The sequence below is a fragment of the Streptomyces sp. NPDC051243 genome, from assembly GCF_044455405.1.
In the GTDB taxonomy this organism is placed as follows: domain Bacteria; phylum Actinomycetota; class Actinomycetes; order Streptomycetales; family Streptomycetaceae; genus Streptomyces.
Window position 1 is genome coordinate 508,538 of record NZ_JBITES010000003.1, and the last position, 14,866, is coordinate 523,403.

Below are 14,866 nucleotides of genomic sequence, written 5' to 3' on the forward strand. Positions count from 1 at the left end.
CATGTCACCCCTTAGCTGTGTGGGAGGTCGAGGTCGATCGGCGCGAACTCGATCACGATGCTGCGCCGGAATGCGTCCGTGCTGTTGGACCGCGAGGCATGCACAGCGCGCACGTCGTGCACCAGCACATCCCCGGCCCAGGCGGGGGCAGCCTCGACAGGCCCTCGCTGGTGGACAGCCGTGACATCTGCGTCCTCCGGCAGCAGGTGCGATTGAGGCACGTACTCGATGCAGCCGTTGTCCGAATTCGAGTCATCGAGGAAGAGGCTGAGGTTGATGACCGTGTTCGGTGGCACTGACGTCCTGTCCCTGTGCCACGGCACGCGAGCAGCATGACGCGGCATTTTCACGATCATGGCGCACACGGTGGGACGGGCCTCACAGCCCAGAACGTCGGTGGCCAGTTCATGCAGCGGTCCGTCCGCGAACAAGGCGTTGATCGGTGCTGAGCCTTGCTGCTCCAGGTTGTGGATCCGGTAGAGGATTGGTTCACGGGTGCCGGGCTGCTCGAAGAACCAGTAGTCGTCGGACCTGTATCCGTGGCCGGTGAACTGGCTCACCAGTCGCTCCGCCTCGCTTTGAAGCTGGGACAGTGCGGGGCCTTGGAGTAGTTGTGGTGCGGTCGCTAGGCCGTATGTGCGGACTTGCTCTGCCAGCGCATTCATATCTTTCCCCCGGGGGTCAGGCTGCCGTGGTGCCACTGGGGCGGTGCGGGGATGTGCGGTGACAGGCGACGATCATGTCGCACACGGTGGCCGTCGGGGCGTCGTGGAGGATGTTCACGGCGTCGAATCCCGCGTCCTTGATCGCATGCAGCAGGGATTCCCTGTCGAACCAAAGGACCGTCTCGGTGAGCGCCCGGGTTCGGGGCTCGGGGTGCTCCTCGCGGACGAGCTTGACCGTGTAGCCATCGGCGGCTCTCTCCGTGCCGACACCGCCCCAGTAGTGGGTGGAGATGAACAGGCGGTCGGTGATCTTCGCAAGCTGGTGCAGGAGCTTCCACGGCTCCTGGAGGTGATACAGGAGGCCAGCGCACAGCACGGCGTCGAACGTTCCGAGTGCTTCGAAGTCGAGGGTCTCTACATCGGCGCACATCAACTCGACGTTGGCGAGCTGGTGGAGCCCGATGATGAACTCTGCCCGTGCGAGGTTGTCGGCTCGACCTTCGACTGCGACGACGGCTGTGCCGGGCCGGCGTGCGAGTCGGACTGTGTCCGCGCCTTCGAGGGCGCCCAGTTCGAGGATGTGCCTGGTGTCGGGGAACACCTCGAAGAACGCCTGCGCCCTGCCCTTGCGGGGTGGCGCGGGGAGTTCTGCGTTGGCGGCGCGCTTGCGGTCTGACAGCGGGTAGGTAGTGCCGTCGAACTCGAAGCTGTTGACCCACGGGCCGAGTTCGAGTGCCTTGCGCTGGATCTCGTCGACATTCATTTTGGCGGGGGCTCCTTCGAATGATGTGCTCATTGACTCGTACGAGGTCGCGGGGTTCAGCTCATGGCGTTCCGGGCGGTCCGTAGTCGGCGGGACTGGATGGCCCTGGCCTGCAGGTGTTCGTGGAGAACTCCCGCTGTGACTGCGGTGGTGTAGATGATCGCCAATGCCGCGCTACGAATGGCCGACGCATTCTCGGTGCGGCGGTTCCTCCCCCACTCCTTCAGAAGTCCCTGCCTGGCGTCGTTGCGACGTACCTCGCTGCGGCCTTGCCAGTACGCACGCCTGAGGAGGTAGGAGAATCGCAGCCGCTCGACGGGAATGGTGTGGGTCACTGAGATGTCATGAAGGACTGTTGAGTGGGCTCCCTTGCGGAGCATGTGACGCACGAAGGTCGTGTCTTCGGCGGAGGTGAGGCTCGTTCCGACGCGTCCCAGGCTTTCGTCGAAGTCCACCCCGAGAATGCGTGCTCGTTCAACGTCCACGGCCAGGCACCCGCCCCAAATGGACGCAGGTAACGAAGGGTTGTGTACTCCGAGGTAGTGCAGTTGGCCGCCGGTCAGAAACCAGGGGACGCCCTGGCCGTTGAAGTCGGCTGTTATGCGAGTGCCCACGATGTCCGCGCCGGCTGTGAGGGCGGCCCGAGTGCCCTCGATGGCGCTTCGGGTCAGGACTATGTCGTCGTCGACGAAGACCAGGTGCCGGGTTTCGCACTCCTTCATCGCGCGGTTGCGGCTGTATGCCAAGCCTCGGTTGCGGTCGTTGTGCAGGACCGTGATGGCAGGGTGTGGGGGGATGCCGTCGAAGGCTGTGGCGTCTGTGTCCACGACGATGACGAGCTGGTCCTGCTCACCGAGCATTCCGAGAGTACGTTCTGCTGCCAGGAAGAGCTGGCTCAGTCGGTTGCTGCAGATGGCGAAGGTGATGGGGGTGCAAGTTCGCATCAGTGGAGTGGCTCCTGGAGAAGAGAGTCGGACCAAGTGATGGGAGTGCGCGGTGACGTCTAAAGGAGCCTCTGCGTCCAGGTTGCCGGGGTCTGCGTGGTGATGATCTCCAGAGGTAGGTGGTAGTTGAACTCCCGGGGGCCCTGGGACTCGATCCACTTGGCCATGCTGGTCAGGCCCTCCCGCAGGTTCACCTGCGTCTTGTAGCCCAGCAGTCGTCGTGCCTTATCGGAGTTGCACGTGGCGTGGTGGACTTCGAGCGGCCGACCGGGCATGAAGACGGGGTCGCACGGCACCCCGATGACATCAGCGACCGTCTCGGCGAGTTCCAGAATGGAGACTGTCTCTTCGTCAGGCCCGATGTTGACGATCTCGCCTTGAACTGCCGCGTCGGTTCCCAGCTTCGTCAGGCACGACACGACGTCGGAGATGAAGCTGAAGCACCGGCGCTGCGAGCCGTCGCCGTAGATCACGGGCGGCAGGCCCCGGAGCATTCGGTTGATCATGATGGCCGCGACGTTCCTGTATGGATCATCGAAGCTTTGCCGCGGGCCGATGACGTTGTGCGGCACGGCGATGTTGAACTCGACGCTGTGGGCCCGGCAGATCGTTTCGATGGTCAGCTCGGCGGCGCACTTGGCGATGCCGTATGGGTCGACCGGATTGCGCGGCATGTCTTCCGTGAAGGGTGGATTGCCGGTGCCATAGCGGGCCATCGAGGAGCAGAACACGAATCGTTGAACGCCCGCGCTGACAGCGGCCGAGAGCACGGCGATGGTGGCGCTGCAGGTGTGTTCGTGCACGAGGTAGGGCGAGAAGACGCTGACGCCTTCGTAGGGAGCTGCCGCGCAGTGGTAGACGACGTCGGCCCCTTTGAGAAGGTCCGCGTAGTCCTCGGTGATACGGCAGTCCGCTAAGCGGAAGTCGACGCCGTCGGGGATGTTGTCCTTGTATCCACCGAAGAGGTTGTCGACCGCTTTGACCTCGTGTCCTTCGCGGAGGAGTGTCTCGGCTATGTGGCTGCCGAGCAGCCCCGCGACGCCGGTTACGAATGCTGTCTGTCCCACGTTGTCCCCTCGCTCCCGAGCACATGTGATCGGGTCTCACCAGTTCGGACTTCTGTGTACGGTTCATCTGTTCACAGCGAGGAGCCGTCCCTCAGGCTGGCACGAGGCCGGCCAGGGCTGGGCCTGGGGCTGGCTCCGGTGGAATGTGTTGGCTGTTGAGGATGTGCGTCGCGACGCCTCGCCAGTTCCGGATGTAGTGGTCAGTCGCCTCGATCTCACGTGGGGTCTCAAGGCGGGTGGGAATGGCTACCGATGGTGCTTGTGCGGTCCTGGCGAGAGGCGTCGTGGCCTCCGTGCAACTGCGTGCGACTGCGAGATTACACAGTGCGAACATCATGCGCGGACAAACTGCCCACACCTTTCGTCACGCGGACACTATCCGCTGGCGCTATCACGGCCATCCGCAGGGGGCCGTCGTGGTTCGGCTTGCTGCTGTAACTCTGCTTGTACTACCGCGAGTTGGCACATCACGGGTGTGATATCACCGGGGTGATGTACCGCTCCGTAAGGGCATGCGATGCTTGACGAGCCACGTCGGCACCGGCTTTACGGGTAGGAGCCGGGTCAGCACGCGGCTGCAAGATCAAGGCAGTGAGTTGAGTGGAGCCTGCCGACCATCGAGCAGGCAGACGATCTTGCCGAGGCTCGTGAGGCGATGCGCGCCAGGCTCCAGCTCAGGTGGCAGAAGCGTCGGCTCCACAACCCTCTGTGGAACCTCGCGACCATAGCCGCGGCCGCGCAGGTGGGCCGGGGTGTAGACAGGGGTCACCCCTGATCTGGCCAGCCACCATGGGGGTGGCGCCCGCCATGGTGACGGGGGTGCTGTCAGGGGGTCTGTCAGAGTCTGACCCGCTCGTTGGCGATGTGCGTGTCGGCCCACGAGCTCGCCTCCGTGGAGGGGACTTCGCCGATGGCATCGTCGAACTCGCGGTGCGAGCACATCAGTTGCTCACCGCCTCGCTCGCCTGCGACTCCTCCCTGGCCCTCTGGGAGTGGCTCCGGTGACGTAAGTGCACCGAGCCTGTAGAGACGCTGCCGCTCGTAGAGCAGCAGCGTCGCGCCCGTGCGCCGCTGCCAAGTCTGGGCAAAGGCCGTGGCGGTGCCGTGGTCTGCAGTGACCCCGGGGAGAGGGTCACCGAGGCTGGCCAGGTGATCGGCGAGAGAGTCAGCCTCCTCGGTGGTAAGCGTGGCGAGGACTAGGCGGCGGGGTGGGGGTGCGGAAGAGGGCCGTGTGGACATCGCCTTCCCTCTCCAGCCAGCCGAAGATGGGGGCCTCGGCGCCGCACGCGTCCACTCCACGCTTACGCAGAGACTCGGTCACCGTCAGCGGAATTGTGTGCCGCGCGGGGCGCGACCGCAGGAGTCTCCGGCTCGGTCAAGAAAACCGTCGAGATCTTCGGTGAGGCACCACTGCCGGGAACGCATACCTCACGATCACTCGTACTGTCGACGTGTGTCCGTGGGATTCCGCTGGTCAGGTGACAGAGCCCGGTAGTCCCGTCGGAGACGTTTCCAAGGTCTCCGGGGGCCCAGATGGTCGCAATATCGGGCCGGTGAGTTCGAGAGGGACCTTCAGGCCAGCGAGAAGCTGAACAATTCTGTCTATGTTTGTGAGGCGTCGTTCGCCTCTTTCAAGCATTGACAGGAATGACTGACTCAACCCAGTCAGCGTGACCATGTCATCCTGTCGCAGCCCTCCGAGGGTTCGCACCAACGTGCAGAGTCTCCCGAAGTCTCGCTCTGCCAGGGCTAACCGGACTTCTGGCACCTCCCAGACCTGCTCGGGCACGCAGCGGGAGGCCGGTGCGGTCACCTGCCGCCCTCGGAGACAGGCGCTGCAGCAGTCCTCCCTGTTGTATCTGCTCAGTTGGCACGCACACTCGATGCAGCGGCGCGGACGCATGGCAGTCGCGGGTCCCTCGGCGGTGCGCAGCCCTGACACGGACATCCACTCCTTGGCGAACTGGTACCGGTGGCTCCCGACAACCACAGCGAGCCGGTCGGCGTGTGACCGTTCCCCGTTCATGGCCGTACGCTGCTCACCAGCACAATCGGACGTTGGTCGGTGACGCCCTCAGAATGGCTCGGTGCAGAGCAAAGGAGCCGGACAGTCTGTCCGGGTCTGACTCGGCGCGACGTAACTGCTATTGACTAGGTATCAGGCGGTGGTCGTCTCCGCCTGGTCGAGTACCGCTTTCCACGGGTACCGGCGCCCCGGCATCCCAGCCCGCGGCTCGGCGAGCGGCCACACCTCGTCCCCGTAGATCAACCGAACCCCCGTATCGTGCAGAGCCTTGATGTGCCCCTCCCACGCGGGGTGGCGGGCGTGCGCGGCATTGACCCGCGGCCAGACGACAACTGGAAGATTGAGGGTCCCGATAGCCTCGTTGACCTGCGTCAACGCCTGGTTGTCCGAGATGCCCAAGGCAATCTTGGCGACGGTGTTGGCGCTCGCAGGGGCAACGACGTAGCAGTCCACCGGAGGGTGCGGGCGTGAGTCACCAGGCATACGCGACTCGGTTCGTAAGGGCAGGCCCGTCAGCTCCTCGATCCTGGCCGCCTCTCCACTGGAACGGAGCCACTCACCTGCTGTCGGTGTGAGCGTAACCGCGACGGTCCAGCCGCGTTCGAGGGCGGGAACCACGAGTCCCGTACGCAGCTCTTCGACTCCGCCGGCGCCCGACCCTACGACGCCCAGCACCTTGCCCTGCATCAACGTCATTGCACCGCCCTGCACCGTTGGGCCATGGCCAGCAGCTCGGAGGAGTGTCTGCCACCAGTGACCGGGGACTGCTTCCTCAGATCACGAAGAGTCTCTCGTACTCGCGGATTGTTCCGCACGAGCTGCGGCGATGTCCGCTCAGCCTCACGCAGCTCGCTGAAGGCGTCGTCGACGCGTCCGCTGAGGCAAAGGGCGCGGGCGTAGTCGATGCGGTGGGACACTGCGCGTTCTGGCGGCATGTGGTCGACGTCGATGTTCCCGTGGTCGATGACGTACGGGATGTTCTCCAGGTCCAGCTCGATCGAGAGTCGGTGCAGTTCGACGTTCGTCGGGCCGAAGCAGGTCTGCCAGTAGTTCTCGTCGGAGCCGAGGCGCTCGGCCAGCCTCGTCGCGCGTTCGAGCAAGGTGCTGGCTGTGGGCCGGTCCTGGTGACGCGCTGCAGCTACAGCCGCGCGCAGGTGAATCATGCCGAGCAGGCTCAGGGCGGCGGGATCGTCCTCGTCGACCTGGCGCGCGAGCCAGGCTGCGGCGGTGTCGCCCAGTTCGAGGGCGTCCGCGTAACGCCCGTTGGCCAGGAGGGCATGAGTGCCGGATCGTGCGGCGGAGGCGAGCGACAGTGGATCCTCGGACTCGTCGGCTGCCCGCATGGCGCGCTCGGCCGCGAGCCAAGACAGGTCGGACTCACCCACTTTGGCAAGGGTGGTCGCCGCCAGATGATGCGTGCGAGCGGAGACCGCGAGGCCGCGTCGACGCTCATCGCCGGGCGGAAGGTCTTCGAGCTCCTGAGCCGTTCGGAGCAGACCCGGCAACGCGGCTATAACCTCCCCGAGAACGCCGGCCTGGTAGTCACCCCAGCTTCGTTCCACGAACGTCTGGGCCTGCTCTGGCCGGGGCAGCTGTCTGTCCGCCGTCGGCCCGAACAGCAGCTTGGAGAGCCGGCGAGGGTTCATCAGGGCATCACGAACGGCTGGCACGTCGTCCATGTGCCTGTCGTCGTCTTCCATGAGGAGGGGCTGCCCCATCAAGTCGCCCAGTGGTACACGCAGCACGCGGGCGAGCTCGGCGAGCTTGTCGATCCTGGGAGGCTTCCGCGCACCCCGCTCGATCTTCGACAGCCAGTCGGTGCTGTGCCCAACGAGCCCTGCGAGCACAGGCTGCGTATAGCCCCGGCGCTCGCGGTAGAACGCGATCCGCTCTCCGATGCTGAGGTGGTCCCCAAGACCCCGCATGTGCGCTGCCTCCCGGCTTTCGGTCTGCAATTCACGGTAGCGGCCGACCAGATCCCGGGATCAGGGAGTGATTCGGGTAGGTGGTGCCGGGGCTCAGCATCCGCTCTCGGGTCTGGGGCGTGCCGGACACTCTGTCCGGCTTCGAGAGGCTCGATCGATGCATCCACGGGTGCGGGAGACCTAGGCACCGCTCACGTCTACGGGGAGGTCGCCATTCACGTGGGACAACCTGGGCTGAATATGTGCGGGAGTTGACGGCTGGGGTGCCCTCCCCGCTTCAACTACCCCGACCCGCGACTTCCTCAACAACCCGCCGTACACCACGTCCGTGGACGCGGCCCCCGCCGCGACCGGCAGCAGGCTACGGATCGATGGCGAGGAGACTGGACCATGGACGCGTGCGCGCGCAGAAGCTCGTTGAGCACGCGTACCGGAGAGGTCGGGCACAAGGCCAGTCGGGCGTCGAGCGCCGTCTCCCACTGCTCGGTCAGTCTGAGCATGAGGCGCTTGCGCATGCCGGGGGTGACGTGGGCATAGCGCGCCGAGACGGAGCCATCGATGTGGCCCATGCGCTCGCACATGAGGACCTTCTCGGTGCCGAGGTCCTCCATCACAGTCCGGTGGGTGTGGCGCAGGCCATGGGGCGTGAGGCCCTTGGCGATGGGAAGCCAGCAGACGTCGGCCCGCTCACGGGCGCCCCGTCCTCGCGCCGGGACACCAGGCCAGGGCTCGCCGAGCAGTGGTACGGGGCGGGCCTCCTGCGGCGCCTTCCTCGGGTACCAGCCCGAGACTGCCGGGGTGAACAGCCACGTCGCGAAGCCGTTTCGACGCCAGTGGGCTGCGTGCTCCGGCGCCACACCACCCCGCACGAACCCCAGGTCCGCGATGGCCTGCTCCACCCTTACCCGCTTGGCTTCGGTGACGCGGTCGGGGTGGTTGAGGACGTTGGACACCGTTCCCGTGGAGACTTCGGCTCGGCGCGCGACGTCGATGAGCTTCGCGCCCTGGTGGCCGCCGGTGCGGGCAGCGCCCTGGCCGCGGAAGACGTAGCTCTTGCCGTGACACGGACAGGGTGTCGGCTTCGTTCGGGCGACGTGGTTGCCGACCATGGCCGACAGCCAGTCCATCGCGTCGATGGTGCGGAAGCTGTCGTCCTTGGGCGGGCAGCGCACGAGCTCGCCGGTGTCGAGTTCGTACAGCTGCCACTCGACCCGGAAGGATCCGGGGTGGGCGAACTCCGTTTCCAGGCCTACGATTTCACCCCAGCGCATGCCGGTGTACCCCTTGAGGACGACGGCGACGAACTCGTCGTCGCGGCCGGAGAGCAGAGCGGCGCGCTCGGCAGACAGCAAGATGCCGAGCGAGTCCGTGACGACCTTCTCGGGGCCGCGGTCGCGGGAGCGGCCGGCCCGCTTGCCGCGCCCACGCCGCCTGGCGGCGGGGTTCAGGGTGATCAGGCCCTCGTCGATCGCGTCCTCGAAGATCAAGTGGAGCGTCGAGCGCCAGGTCTTGACGCTGGAGGCCGCGTACACGGCCTTCTCCTTCTTCTCCCACAGGTCGACATCCGTGCGCAGGATGCCGGCGAGCGCCTTGTTCTCGAACTCGGGGAGCAGGTGCTCCTCGATGTGGCGACGGTAGTTCTGCATGGTCGAGGCGGCCAGATCCTGAGCCTCGTACCAGCGGTTCGCGTACTCGCCGAAGGTCTCCTGGCCGAGCGATGGATCGCGCCAGTCGCCCCGTCTGTATTTGTTCTCGGCCTCGCTCGCGGCGCGCTGGGCCTCGCCCTTGGTGGCGAACCGGATCGCCTTGCCGCTCTCGTCGACAACCGTGAGGTTCTTGCCTGACGCGATCCTGTACCGACCGCGCCAGTAGTTTCCACGCTTCTCCGCGAAACCCAACTTCCGTCTTCCTCTCCCTGCTCCTGGCTTGCAGCTGGCGCGGGCGCGCTAAACGACGGGCTCGTACAGGGTGCGGCGCGGCGGACGGGCCCGCAGACGCCCCGTCGTCGAGGGCGTGGTCGGGGGGCGAGGCTGGGAGGCACGGGCTCGTGCGGCGGGATGCGTTGTGCAGGTTGGAACGGCCGCCGCGCCGCCGGCGCATCGTGTCGGGCGCTCTTCGTATAGGCGGACGATCTCGGCGAGGTGTTCCGCGGTGAAGCGGTATGCGCGGCCGACGCGGACATGCGGAATGAGGCTGCGCCGGGCGCGATCCTTGACCCACCAGGCGGAGCAGCCGAGGGCTTCGGCGATCTCCTCGGGGCGGTAGAGACGGGGCAAGGCGGCTTCATCTTCGGTGCTGGGGCGGAGGCGCACGAGGGCAGGGGGCATCGCGGAGTGATGCAAGGAAAGTGGGTCCCAACTCGGTAGGGGGGCGTACTCGGTCAGCGGTGCCGGACTGCGTTCGTCACACGCTCGACCCCTGCAGCAACTCGGGAACCGAGACACTGTGCGGAGCGGTCATCGGACGGCCTCCTTCGGACTCATGAAGCGTTCTCCCGAAGGCTCAGCCGATAACCGCTGCCTTATGCCCCACGCCACCCGCATGCACGCTCAAACCGCACTCATCGGCGGTGATAATGGGGTTCTTGAATTCAAATAGCCCCATCATCGATCAACTGGACGGAAGTCCCAATTTGTCGAAGAACGCTCGGTTCCGCTCGGTGGCCGCGTTGACGAGACGGTCGAAGCTCACCACTTCGATGTATGCCTTGTACGGCTCGTTGAAACCGAAGTAACCGAGTCCGTCGTGGGTGGGACGTAGGCTCGCATATTTGCACCTATCCACCATCGTCGGCGTGAGATCGGCGACGACGTAGCAGAAAGCGGGCGCCTCATGCGTCTCGGGGATCTGTCGCCCCGATGCGGTCTTCACGCCACCGGCGCGCACACGCTTCACATACTCCAGGCACTGCTGGATCGGATCTTTGTCCTCCGACGCGTCGTTACGCATCGGCCGTTTGATTTCGATCACGACGATGGACGGCAGCGGGAGCGTCTCGCCCTCCGCGGCCAGCACTGGGGAGCCGACGAGCCGGGTCGCGAGCACGTCGGGCTCCCTCGTCGATTCGGATCCTGTAATCGGCATGCTCTTAAGCGTCTTGTCGGAGGCGAGGTAGTCGTGGAACGCAAGCCGCTCGTCGATGATCCACAGGTTCGAGGCGTCGGTGCCGATCTCGTTCGAGTCGGTCCGCATCGGGATGAGCAGCGAGTGGATGGCGTCCTCCTTGCTGTACCTGCCCTGGTCGTCGGACCTGATCAGTCTGGTGAGTACGTCGAGGATCGCTCGCCGGCGCGAGACGTACGCGGCCAGGTCGGACTGGTTGATGTCCTTCACCATGTCCAGATACCGAGCGAGCCGTTCGGCGTAGTCCTCCGGCGGAGCGGAGCCGACTTCGGCGAAGACGGCCTGGCCCTCGGCGATCGCGGTGGCTTCGAGCTTCTGCAGGTTGCCATGCAGCAACAGCTCAAGGTCGTGGTCCTTGATGGACGGATCCACGGTCACACCGAGCGATTCGAGCCGCGACAGAACGGGCCGGTACCTCGGTGCACGGTTGCTCACGAACTCGTTGACCCGAGCCTTGCCCTCCTCGCGCGCTGCACTGAGCGGGCCAGCGAGGATCCTCTCGACTTCCTTTAGCACGCCCTCGCGGATGTCGTCCAGCGACACGTCTTCGATCAGCGTCGCGCCCGGCACGCGCTCCGCGATGTCGAAGGCCGTGCGGTCCGCGCGGACGTGGTTGTCCAGGAAGCCGGAAGACAGGTAGCAGACATACGTGAACTGGGAGGACGCTGCGTCCTTGAGTCTCCCGTAGAGCCCTGGCACCTTGCTCGTGAGGTTCTCCTCCATGACCACGCGGCTCGCGGCGCACCAGTACAGCCGCGGTGCGAGATTACGCGTCGAGGACTTGAGACAGAGGTTGACCATGTCGAACTTCTCACCCTTGACGTCGATCGAGGTCGTCGGCATCTCGGAGAACACAAAGTCGTCCATGAGGTCGTTGAGCGAGACGGTCTCGTCGTCGTCGGTCACCGTAATGTCAGGCGCGCCCCCTGGGCGGAGGAAGTACCAGATGCAGTGCTCGAACGTCTCGCGAGCGATGGCGTCGACCGACTTCGCCGCGCTCTGCTGGAAGGGCTTCTTGAACCCGTCGAGGCTCACGATCGTGCCGATATTGCCGAGGCCGTCCGCGTCCCCGTCCGGCTCGACCTCCCCCTCGACGGAGAACCGGAACTGCCGCCCGTGGAGGCCTCCGGCTTCGTCCTCATAGGTGCTGCGGATCGAGACTCTGTCGAACGCCTTGAGCCAGAGCAGGCGTCCCACGCCACGGCAGCCGATGGCGGCCTTGTGGTCGCTGTCCAGCGTCTCGAACGAGGTCATGTTCTCCGGGGTGAAGCCCACCCCGTTGTCCTCGACGCTGAAGCCGACGATGGGCTTCAGCGCCACGCGCCCAGGGCCAGCGGGACCGAGGTCGAGTTCCTCCTGCGGGCTGCGCTGGATCCTGACGCTCAGACGGCCGCGCTCGACGTCGTCGCCGAATCGGGCGTCGATCGCCTGAATGCCGTTAACGACGGCCTCAAGGAGCGGCAAGAGGGCATGGCTCTTCGGTAGGCTCGTGTTCCGGACCCGGCCAGCCAGCGACGTGGTCAGCGCCATGGTTTCCTCCTCGCTCCGACGCCGCCAACCCTATCTGCGGGCGCGGTGGAGCGTGCTCGGCGACGGAGATGCTCACGGAGTGGCTTCCTCGTCGTCCTCGCCTTGGAGGCAGCAGGCAGCAGGCAGCAGGCTGGGGGCTGTCCGCGCGCCGCCGCCGTTCCAGCACCGGGCTGGCGGGCTGGCTGCGGTCGATCGCGATCGAGCTCGTCGGCCGTCCCGACGCACCGTCATCGAGGAAGGCGCCGCCCAGCCCGAGCAGCGCACCGTGCCCCTCGCCGTGCCACCGCCCGGGCACTGGCCGATTCACGAGGCCATCCCTGCTTGGAGAACGGCCGTGATGCGTCCCAGCTGCGCCTGGCGCACACCGGGTGACCCGCTGTTCAGCACAGCCTGGTGAGCTTCGACTGCCCCCGGCATCAGACATCACCATCGAAGAGTCCGGCGGTGGCGTCTGACCGCTAACTCATTGCACAAGATCGGAGTCGCTCGCGCAATTGGGTCTCGATCGTCAGCGCAAGGGCAGTACGGCGAGGGTGCGCCATCGGTAGGCGCGCTCTTCGCGCCGTAGTTCCACCAGCTCAACGTGTCCGATCGGTACTGTGATGGCGGGTAGGTCACGCAGCGGCCTGATCGTCTCCCGCACCCTGTGCGAGTCCAGGGTTCGGTTGCAGTAGGCAATGCCGATGTGTGGGCGCAGCACGGAGGTCGGCTTCTTCAGCGGCAGTCCGCACTGATCGCTCGTAAGCGACAGGGCGCTGTGGAGGTTGATGAGTGGGGTCCAGGGGGCGACGCTGTAGCGGACGGCCCCGCGGGAAGCAGCCATCGGGATTGCACTGATGGTGAAGGCATCGGGAAGCCGGGCTGACGCTCGATTACGGAGCGTGTGAAGCTGGGCTTCGCTGACCTCGTTCGCTAGGCCGATCCGCCCCAAGGTCAGGTGCAACCCGTCCTCGCCGATGAGGTCGAAGTCGAGCGAAGCGAGCTGCTGCTGGCAGGACCGCATCTGCTCGGTAAGGGCGGCGGCATCGGCGAAGGTGAGCATCCAGTAGTAGGCGCGCGTGGATTCGTGCCAGCCTGGCCGGTCCCAGTGGTTACTCATCCGATCAACGGTGGCGAAGGCAGCCCAATCGTGCGCGGCGATGACGTGGGGATCATCAGTGCTGGGCGGAGGAGCGGCGGGAAACGCGGTGGGGCTGGCGGTCAAGAGCACTGGCGGCCCCTCTCGCTCGCGGCTGTCCGTCTGGGCGTGTCATCTTGGCAGATTCGGCCACGGCGCGGGTCAGCGGGGAGGAGCGCCACACGCGCAGGGCTTCCGTGTAGTTGCGTACGGCCGGCAGGTCGCGCCACTGGGTGGCGCGGCCAGCGAGTTCTCCGGCGCGCTGGACCACGGACCGGATCGGCGGCCCACCGCCGGCGTCGAGAACCTGCCGTCCGAGAACCATGGCGTGCTCAACGTCAGGTCGCGACCCAGTCAGCAGGGCAGTGGCGACATCGAGACGGACCAAGGCTCGGCTCCAGGCGGAGTCGGATTGCGCTACGAGCCCGTCGATCTGCTCGGCGTACGCGATGACTTTGGAGGTGTCGCCGAGCGCAACGTGCGCAGTGGCAGCGTTGGCCAGGGTCCGGGCCACGCTATAGGGGGCGAAGGAGATGCACGAGGTCAGCCCGTCGGGCAACACATGCCGTCCGCTGAGTTCCTCTGCCCGGGCGAGGGCGCGTTGGGCGCCCGTGGCGTCTCCGAGCTTTCCCAGGGCACGGGCGCTTCCGTTGGCTAGAAGGCGAATGGCTTGGGGGCTATGCGGATCGATGTCTATGCCCGCTTCTGCCCAGGTGAGGGCGTCGGCGAAGCGCCCAGAATAGTAGGCGCTCAACGATCGAGTGCCCAGGGCCCACATCATCAGATCTTGGTCGTTGATCTCGGCCGCGAGCGCGTGGGCCTCTGTGCAGTACGCCTCCGCCAAGATCTCGCGTCCGGCGTTCACGGCCATGTAGCCAAGGAGCCCGGATGCCTGTGCGGCCAGCCGGAACAGGGCTTCACGCTGCTTGGGGGGCTGCCGTTCCTCCAACAACGGTTGAACGTACGTGCGCAGTTCGGTGGCGACCGACACCAGTTGGTGTGGACCTTCTTGTTCATAGCGATCCACGACGTCCATGATCTGCTGCTCCAGTATGCACAGCGTTGCCGGATCCACATCGGACGAGGTGAGGGTGTTCAGCCGCTTGGCGATCTCGAGCGGGCTTTCCCACTCAGCTTCGACAACCGGAGCGTGTTGAACGCCGGGACGCGGGAAGGGAGCGAGCTCTGGTGGGACGTCGAGGCCGGTAAGGAACTCGACGATCTTATCGATGTTGGTGAGGCGCCGACGGCCCGCTTCGAGCATAGAGAGGAAAGCTTGGCTGAGTCCGGTGAGCTGAGCGACGTCCTCTTGGCGCAGCGATCCACGCTGGCGGATCAAGCGCGTCGCGTTACCGAAGTCCCAGGCAGATAAGGCTCGTTGAACGTCAGCGTCCCGCCACACGTGTTCGGGCACGGAGGGAGCGGCAGGGGCCAGACTGCGTGAGCGAAGGCAAGCCGAACACAGGGTTCCCGAGTTGTACTGGCTCAGCCGGCAGCCGCACCGTTCGCAGTGTCGCGGCGACTGCGCAAGCACTCCTGCCTCCCCGATGAACTCGGACCTGTTGGCCCAACTGCCCCTGGTGAAACCGAGATCACTCCAGTGATATCACCTGGGCAATGTGCGCACCGCGCGTTTTCCCACGACTCTGGGGTCTCCCGCAGTGCACGGCATCGGCGAACCGTCCAGGAACGGATCTTTAGGGCGC

At 65.8% G+C, this 14,866-nt stretch carries 12 protein-coding genes; all 12 read right to left on the bottom strand.

All coding sequences use genetic code 11. From position 1 onward, the window contains the following. Nucleotides 1-11: 11 nt before the first annotated feature. Complete coding sequence (locus ACIBAG_RS09545) at nucleotides 12-665, bottom strand: phytanoyl-CoA dioxygenase family protein (protein ID WP_399102819.1); 654 nt, start codon at nucleotides 663-665, stop codon at nucleotides 12-14. 16 nt (nucleotides 666-681) lie between these two features. Continuing rightward, nucleotides 682-1,428, bottom strand: a complete 747-nt coding sequence (locus ACIBAG_RS09550) for a class I SAM-dependent methyltransferase (protein WP_399102821.1) — start codon at nucleotides 1,426-1,428, stop codon at nucleotides 682-684. A 56-nt stretch (nucleotides 1,429-1,484) separates the two neighbouring features. Beyond that, nucleotides 1,485-2,288 (bottom strand): glycosyltransferase family 2 protein, encoded by an 804-nt coding sequence (locus ACIBAG_RS09555; RefSeq protein ID WP_399102823.1) that lies wholly within the window; start codon nucleotides 2,286-2,288, stop codon nucleotides 1,485-1,487. A 143-nt stretch (nucleotides 2,289-2,431) separates the two neighbouring features. Next, entirely contained in the window at nucleotides 2,432-3,439 is a 1,008-nt protein-coding gene (locus ACIBAG_RS09560; protein WP_399102825.1) for an NAD-dependent epimerase/dehydratase family protein, read from the bottom strand. A 1,474-nt stretch (nucleotides 3,440-4,913) separates the two neighbouring features. Then, the gene (locus tag ACIBAG_RS09565; RefSeq protein ID WP_399102828.1) at nucleotides 4,914-5,465 is read right to left on the bottom strand and encodes a helix-turn-helix domain-containing protein; all 552 of its coding nucleotides are present in this window, start codon (nucleotides 5,463-5,465) and stop codon (nucleotides 4,914-4,916) included. Between the two features lie 132 nt (nucleotides 5,466-5,597). Beyond that, on the bottom strand, nucleotides 5,598-6,152 hold the full coding sequence (locus tag ACIBAG_RS09570; protein WP_399102829.1) for a flavoprotein: 555 nt from the start codon (nucleotides 6,150-6,152) through the stop codon (nucleotides 5,598-5,600). Nucleotides 6,153-6,157: 5 nt separating this feature from the next. Continuing rightward, nucleotides 6,158-7,420: a helix-turn-helix domain-containing protein gene (locus tag ACIBAG_RS09575; RefSeq protein ID WP_399102831.1), complete on the bottom strand. Its 1,263-nt coding sequence runs from the start codon at nucleotides 7,418-7,420 to the stop codon at nucleotides 6,158-6,160. A 272-nt stretch (nucleotides 7,421-7,692) separates the two neighbouring features. Next, entirely contained in the window at nucleotides 7,693-9,288 is a 1,596-nt protein-coding gene (locus tag ACIBAG_RS09580; protein WP_399102833.1) for a LacI family DNA-binding transcriptional regulator, read from the bottom strand. A 48-nt stretch (nucleotides 9,289-9,336) separates the two neighbouring features. Then, the gene (locus ACIBAG_RS09585; RefSeq protein WP_399102835.1) at nucleotides 9,337-9,717 is read right to left on the bottom strand and encodes a helix-turn-helix domain-containing protein; all 381 of its coding nucleotides are present in this window, start codon (nucleotides 9,715-9,717) and stop codon (nucleotides 9,337-9,339) included. 283 nt (nucleotides 9,718-10,000) lie between these two features. Beyond that, nucleotides 10,001-12,043 carry an ATP-binding protein gene (locus ACIBAG_RS09590; RefSeq protein WP_399102837.1) on the bottom strand — a complete coding sequence of 681 codons (2,043 nt, stop codon included), beginning with the start codon at nucleotides 12,041-12,043 and terminating at the stop codon, nucleotides 10,001-10,003. 508 nt (nucleotides 12,044-12,551) lie between these two features. After that, the gene (locus tag ACIBAG_RS09595; RefSeq protein ID WP_399102839.1) at nucleotides 12,552-13,142 is read right to left on the bottom strand and encodes a 2'-5' RNA ligase family protein; all 591 of its coding nucleotides are present in this window, start codon (nucleotides 13,140-13,142) and stop codon (nucleotides 12,552-12,554) included. A gap of 55 nt (nucleotides 13,143-13,197) precedes the next feature. Then, nucleotides 13,198-14,574: a helix-turn-helix domain-containing protein gene (locus tag ACIBAG_RS09600; protein WP_399102841.1), complete on the bottom strand. Its 1,377-nt coding sequence runs from the start codon at nucleotides 14,572-14,574 to the stop codon at nucleotides 13,198-13,200. Between the last annotated feature and the right edge of the window lie 292 nt (nucleotides 14,575-14,866).

Bases quoted from the DNA above. Each gene is read 5' to 3' on its own strand.
- ACIBAG_RS09545 (WP_399102819.1), bottom strand. From the start codon at position 665: ATGAATGCGCTGGCAGAGCAAGTCCGCACATACGGCCTAGCGACCGCA.
- ACIBAG_RS09550 (WP_399102821.1), bottom strand. From the start codon at position 1,428: ATGAATGTCGACGAGATCCAGCGCAAGGCACTCGAACTCGGCCCGTGG.
- ACIBAG_RS09555 (WP_399102823.1), bottom strand. From the start codon at position 2,288: ATGCTCGGTGAGCAGGACCAGCTCGTCATCGTCGTGGACACAGACGCC.
- ACIBAG_RS09565 (WP_399102828.1), bottom strand. From the start codon at position 5,465: ATGAACGGGGAACGGTCACACGCCGACCGGCTCGCTGTGGTTGTCGGG.
- ACIBAG_RS09570 (WP_399102829.1), bottom strand. From the start codon at position 6,152: ATGCAGGGCAAGGTGCTGGGCGTCGTAGGGTCGGGCGCCGGCGGAGTC.
- ACIBAG_RS09585 (WP_399102835.1), bottom strand. From the start codon at position 9,717: ATGCCCCCTGCCCTCGTGCGCCTCCGCCCCAGCACCGAAGATGAAGCC.
- ACIBAG_RS09590 (WP_399102837.1), bottom strand. From the start codon at position 12,043: ATGGCGCTGACCACGTCGCTGGCTGGCCGGGTCCGGAACACGAGCCTA.
- ACIBAG_RS09595 (WP_399102839.1), bottom strand. From the start codon at position 13,142: ATGAGTAACCACTGGGACCGGCCAGGCTGGCACGAATCCACGCGCGCC.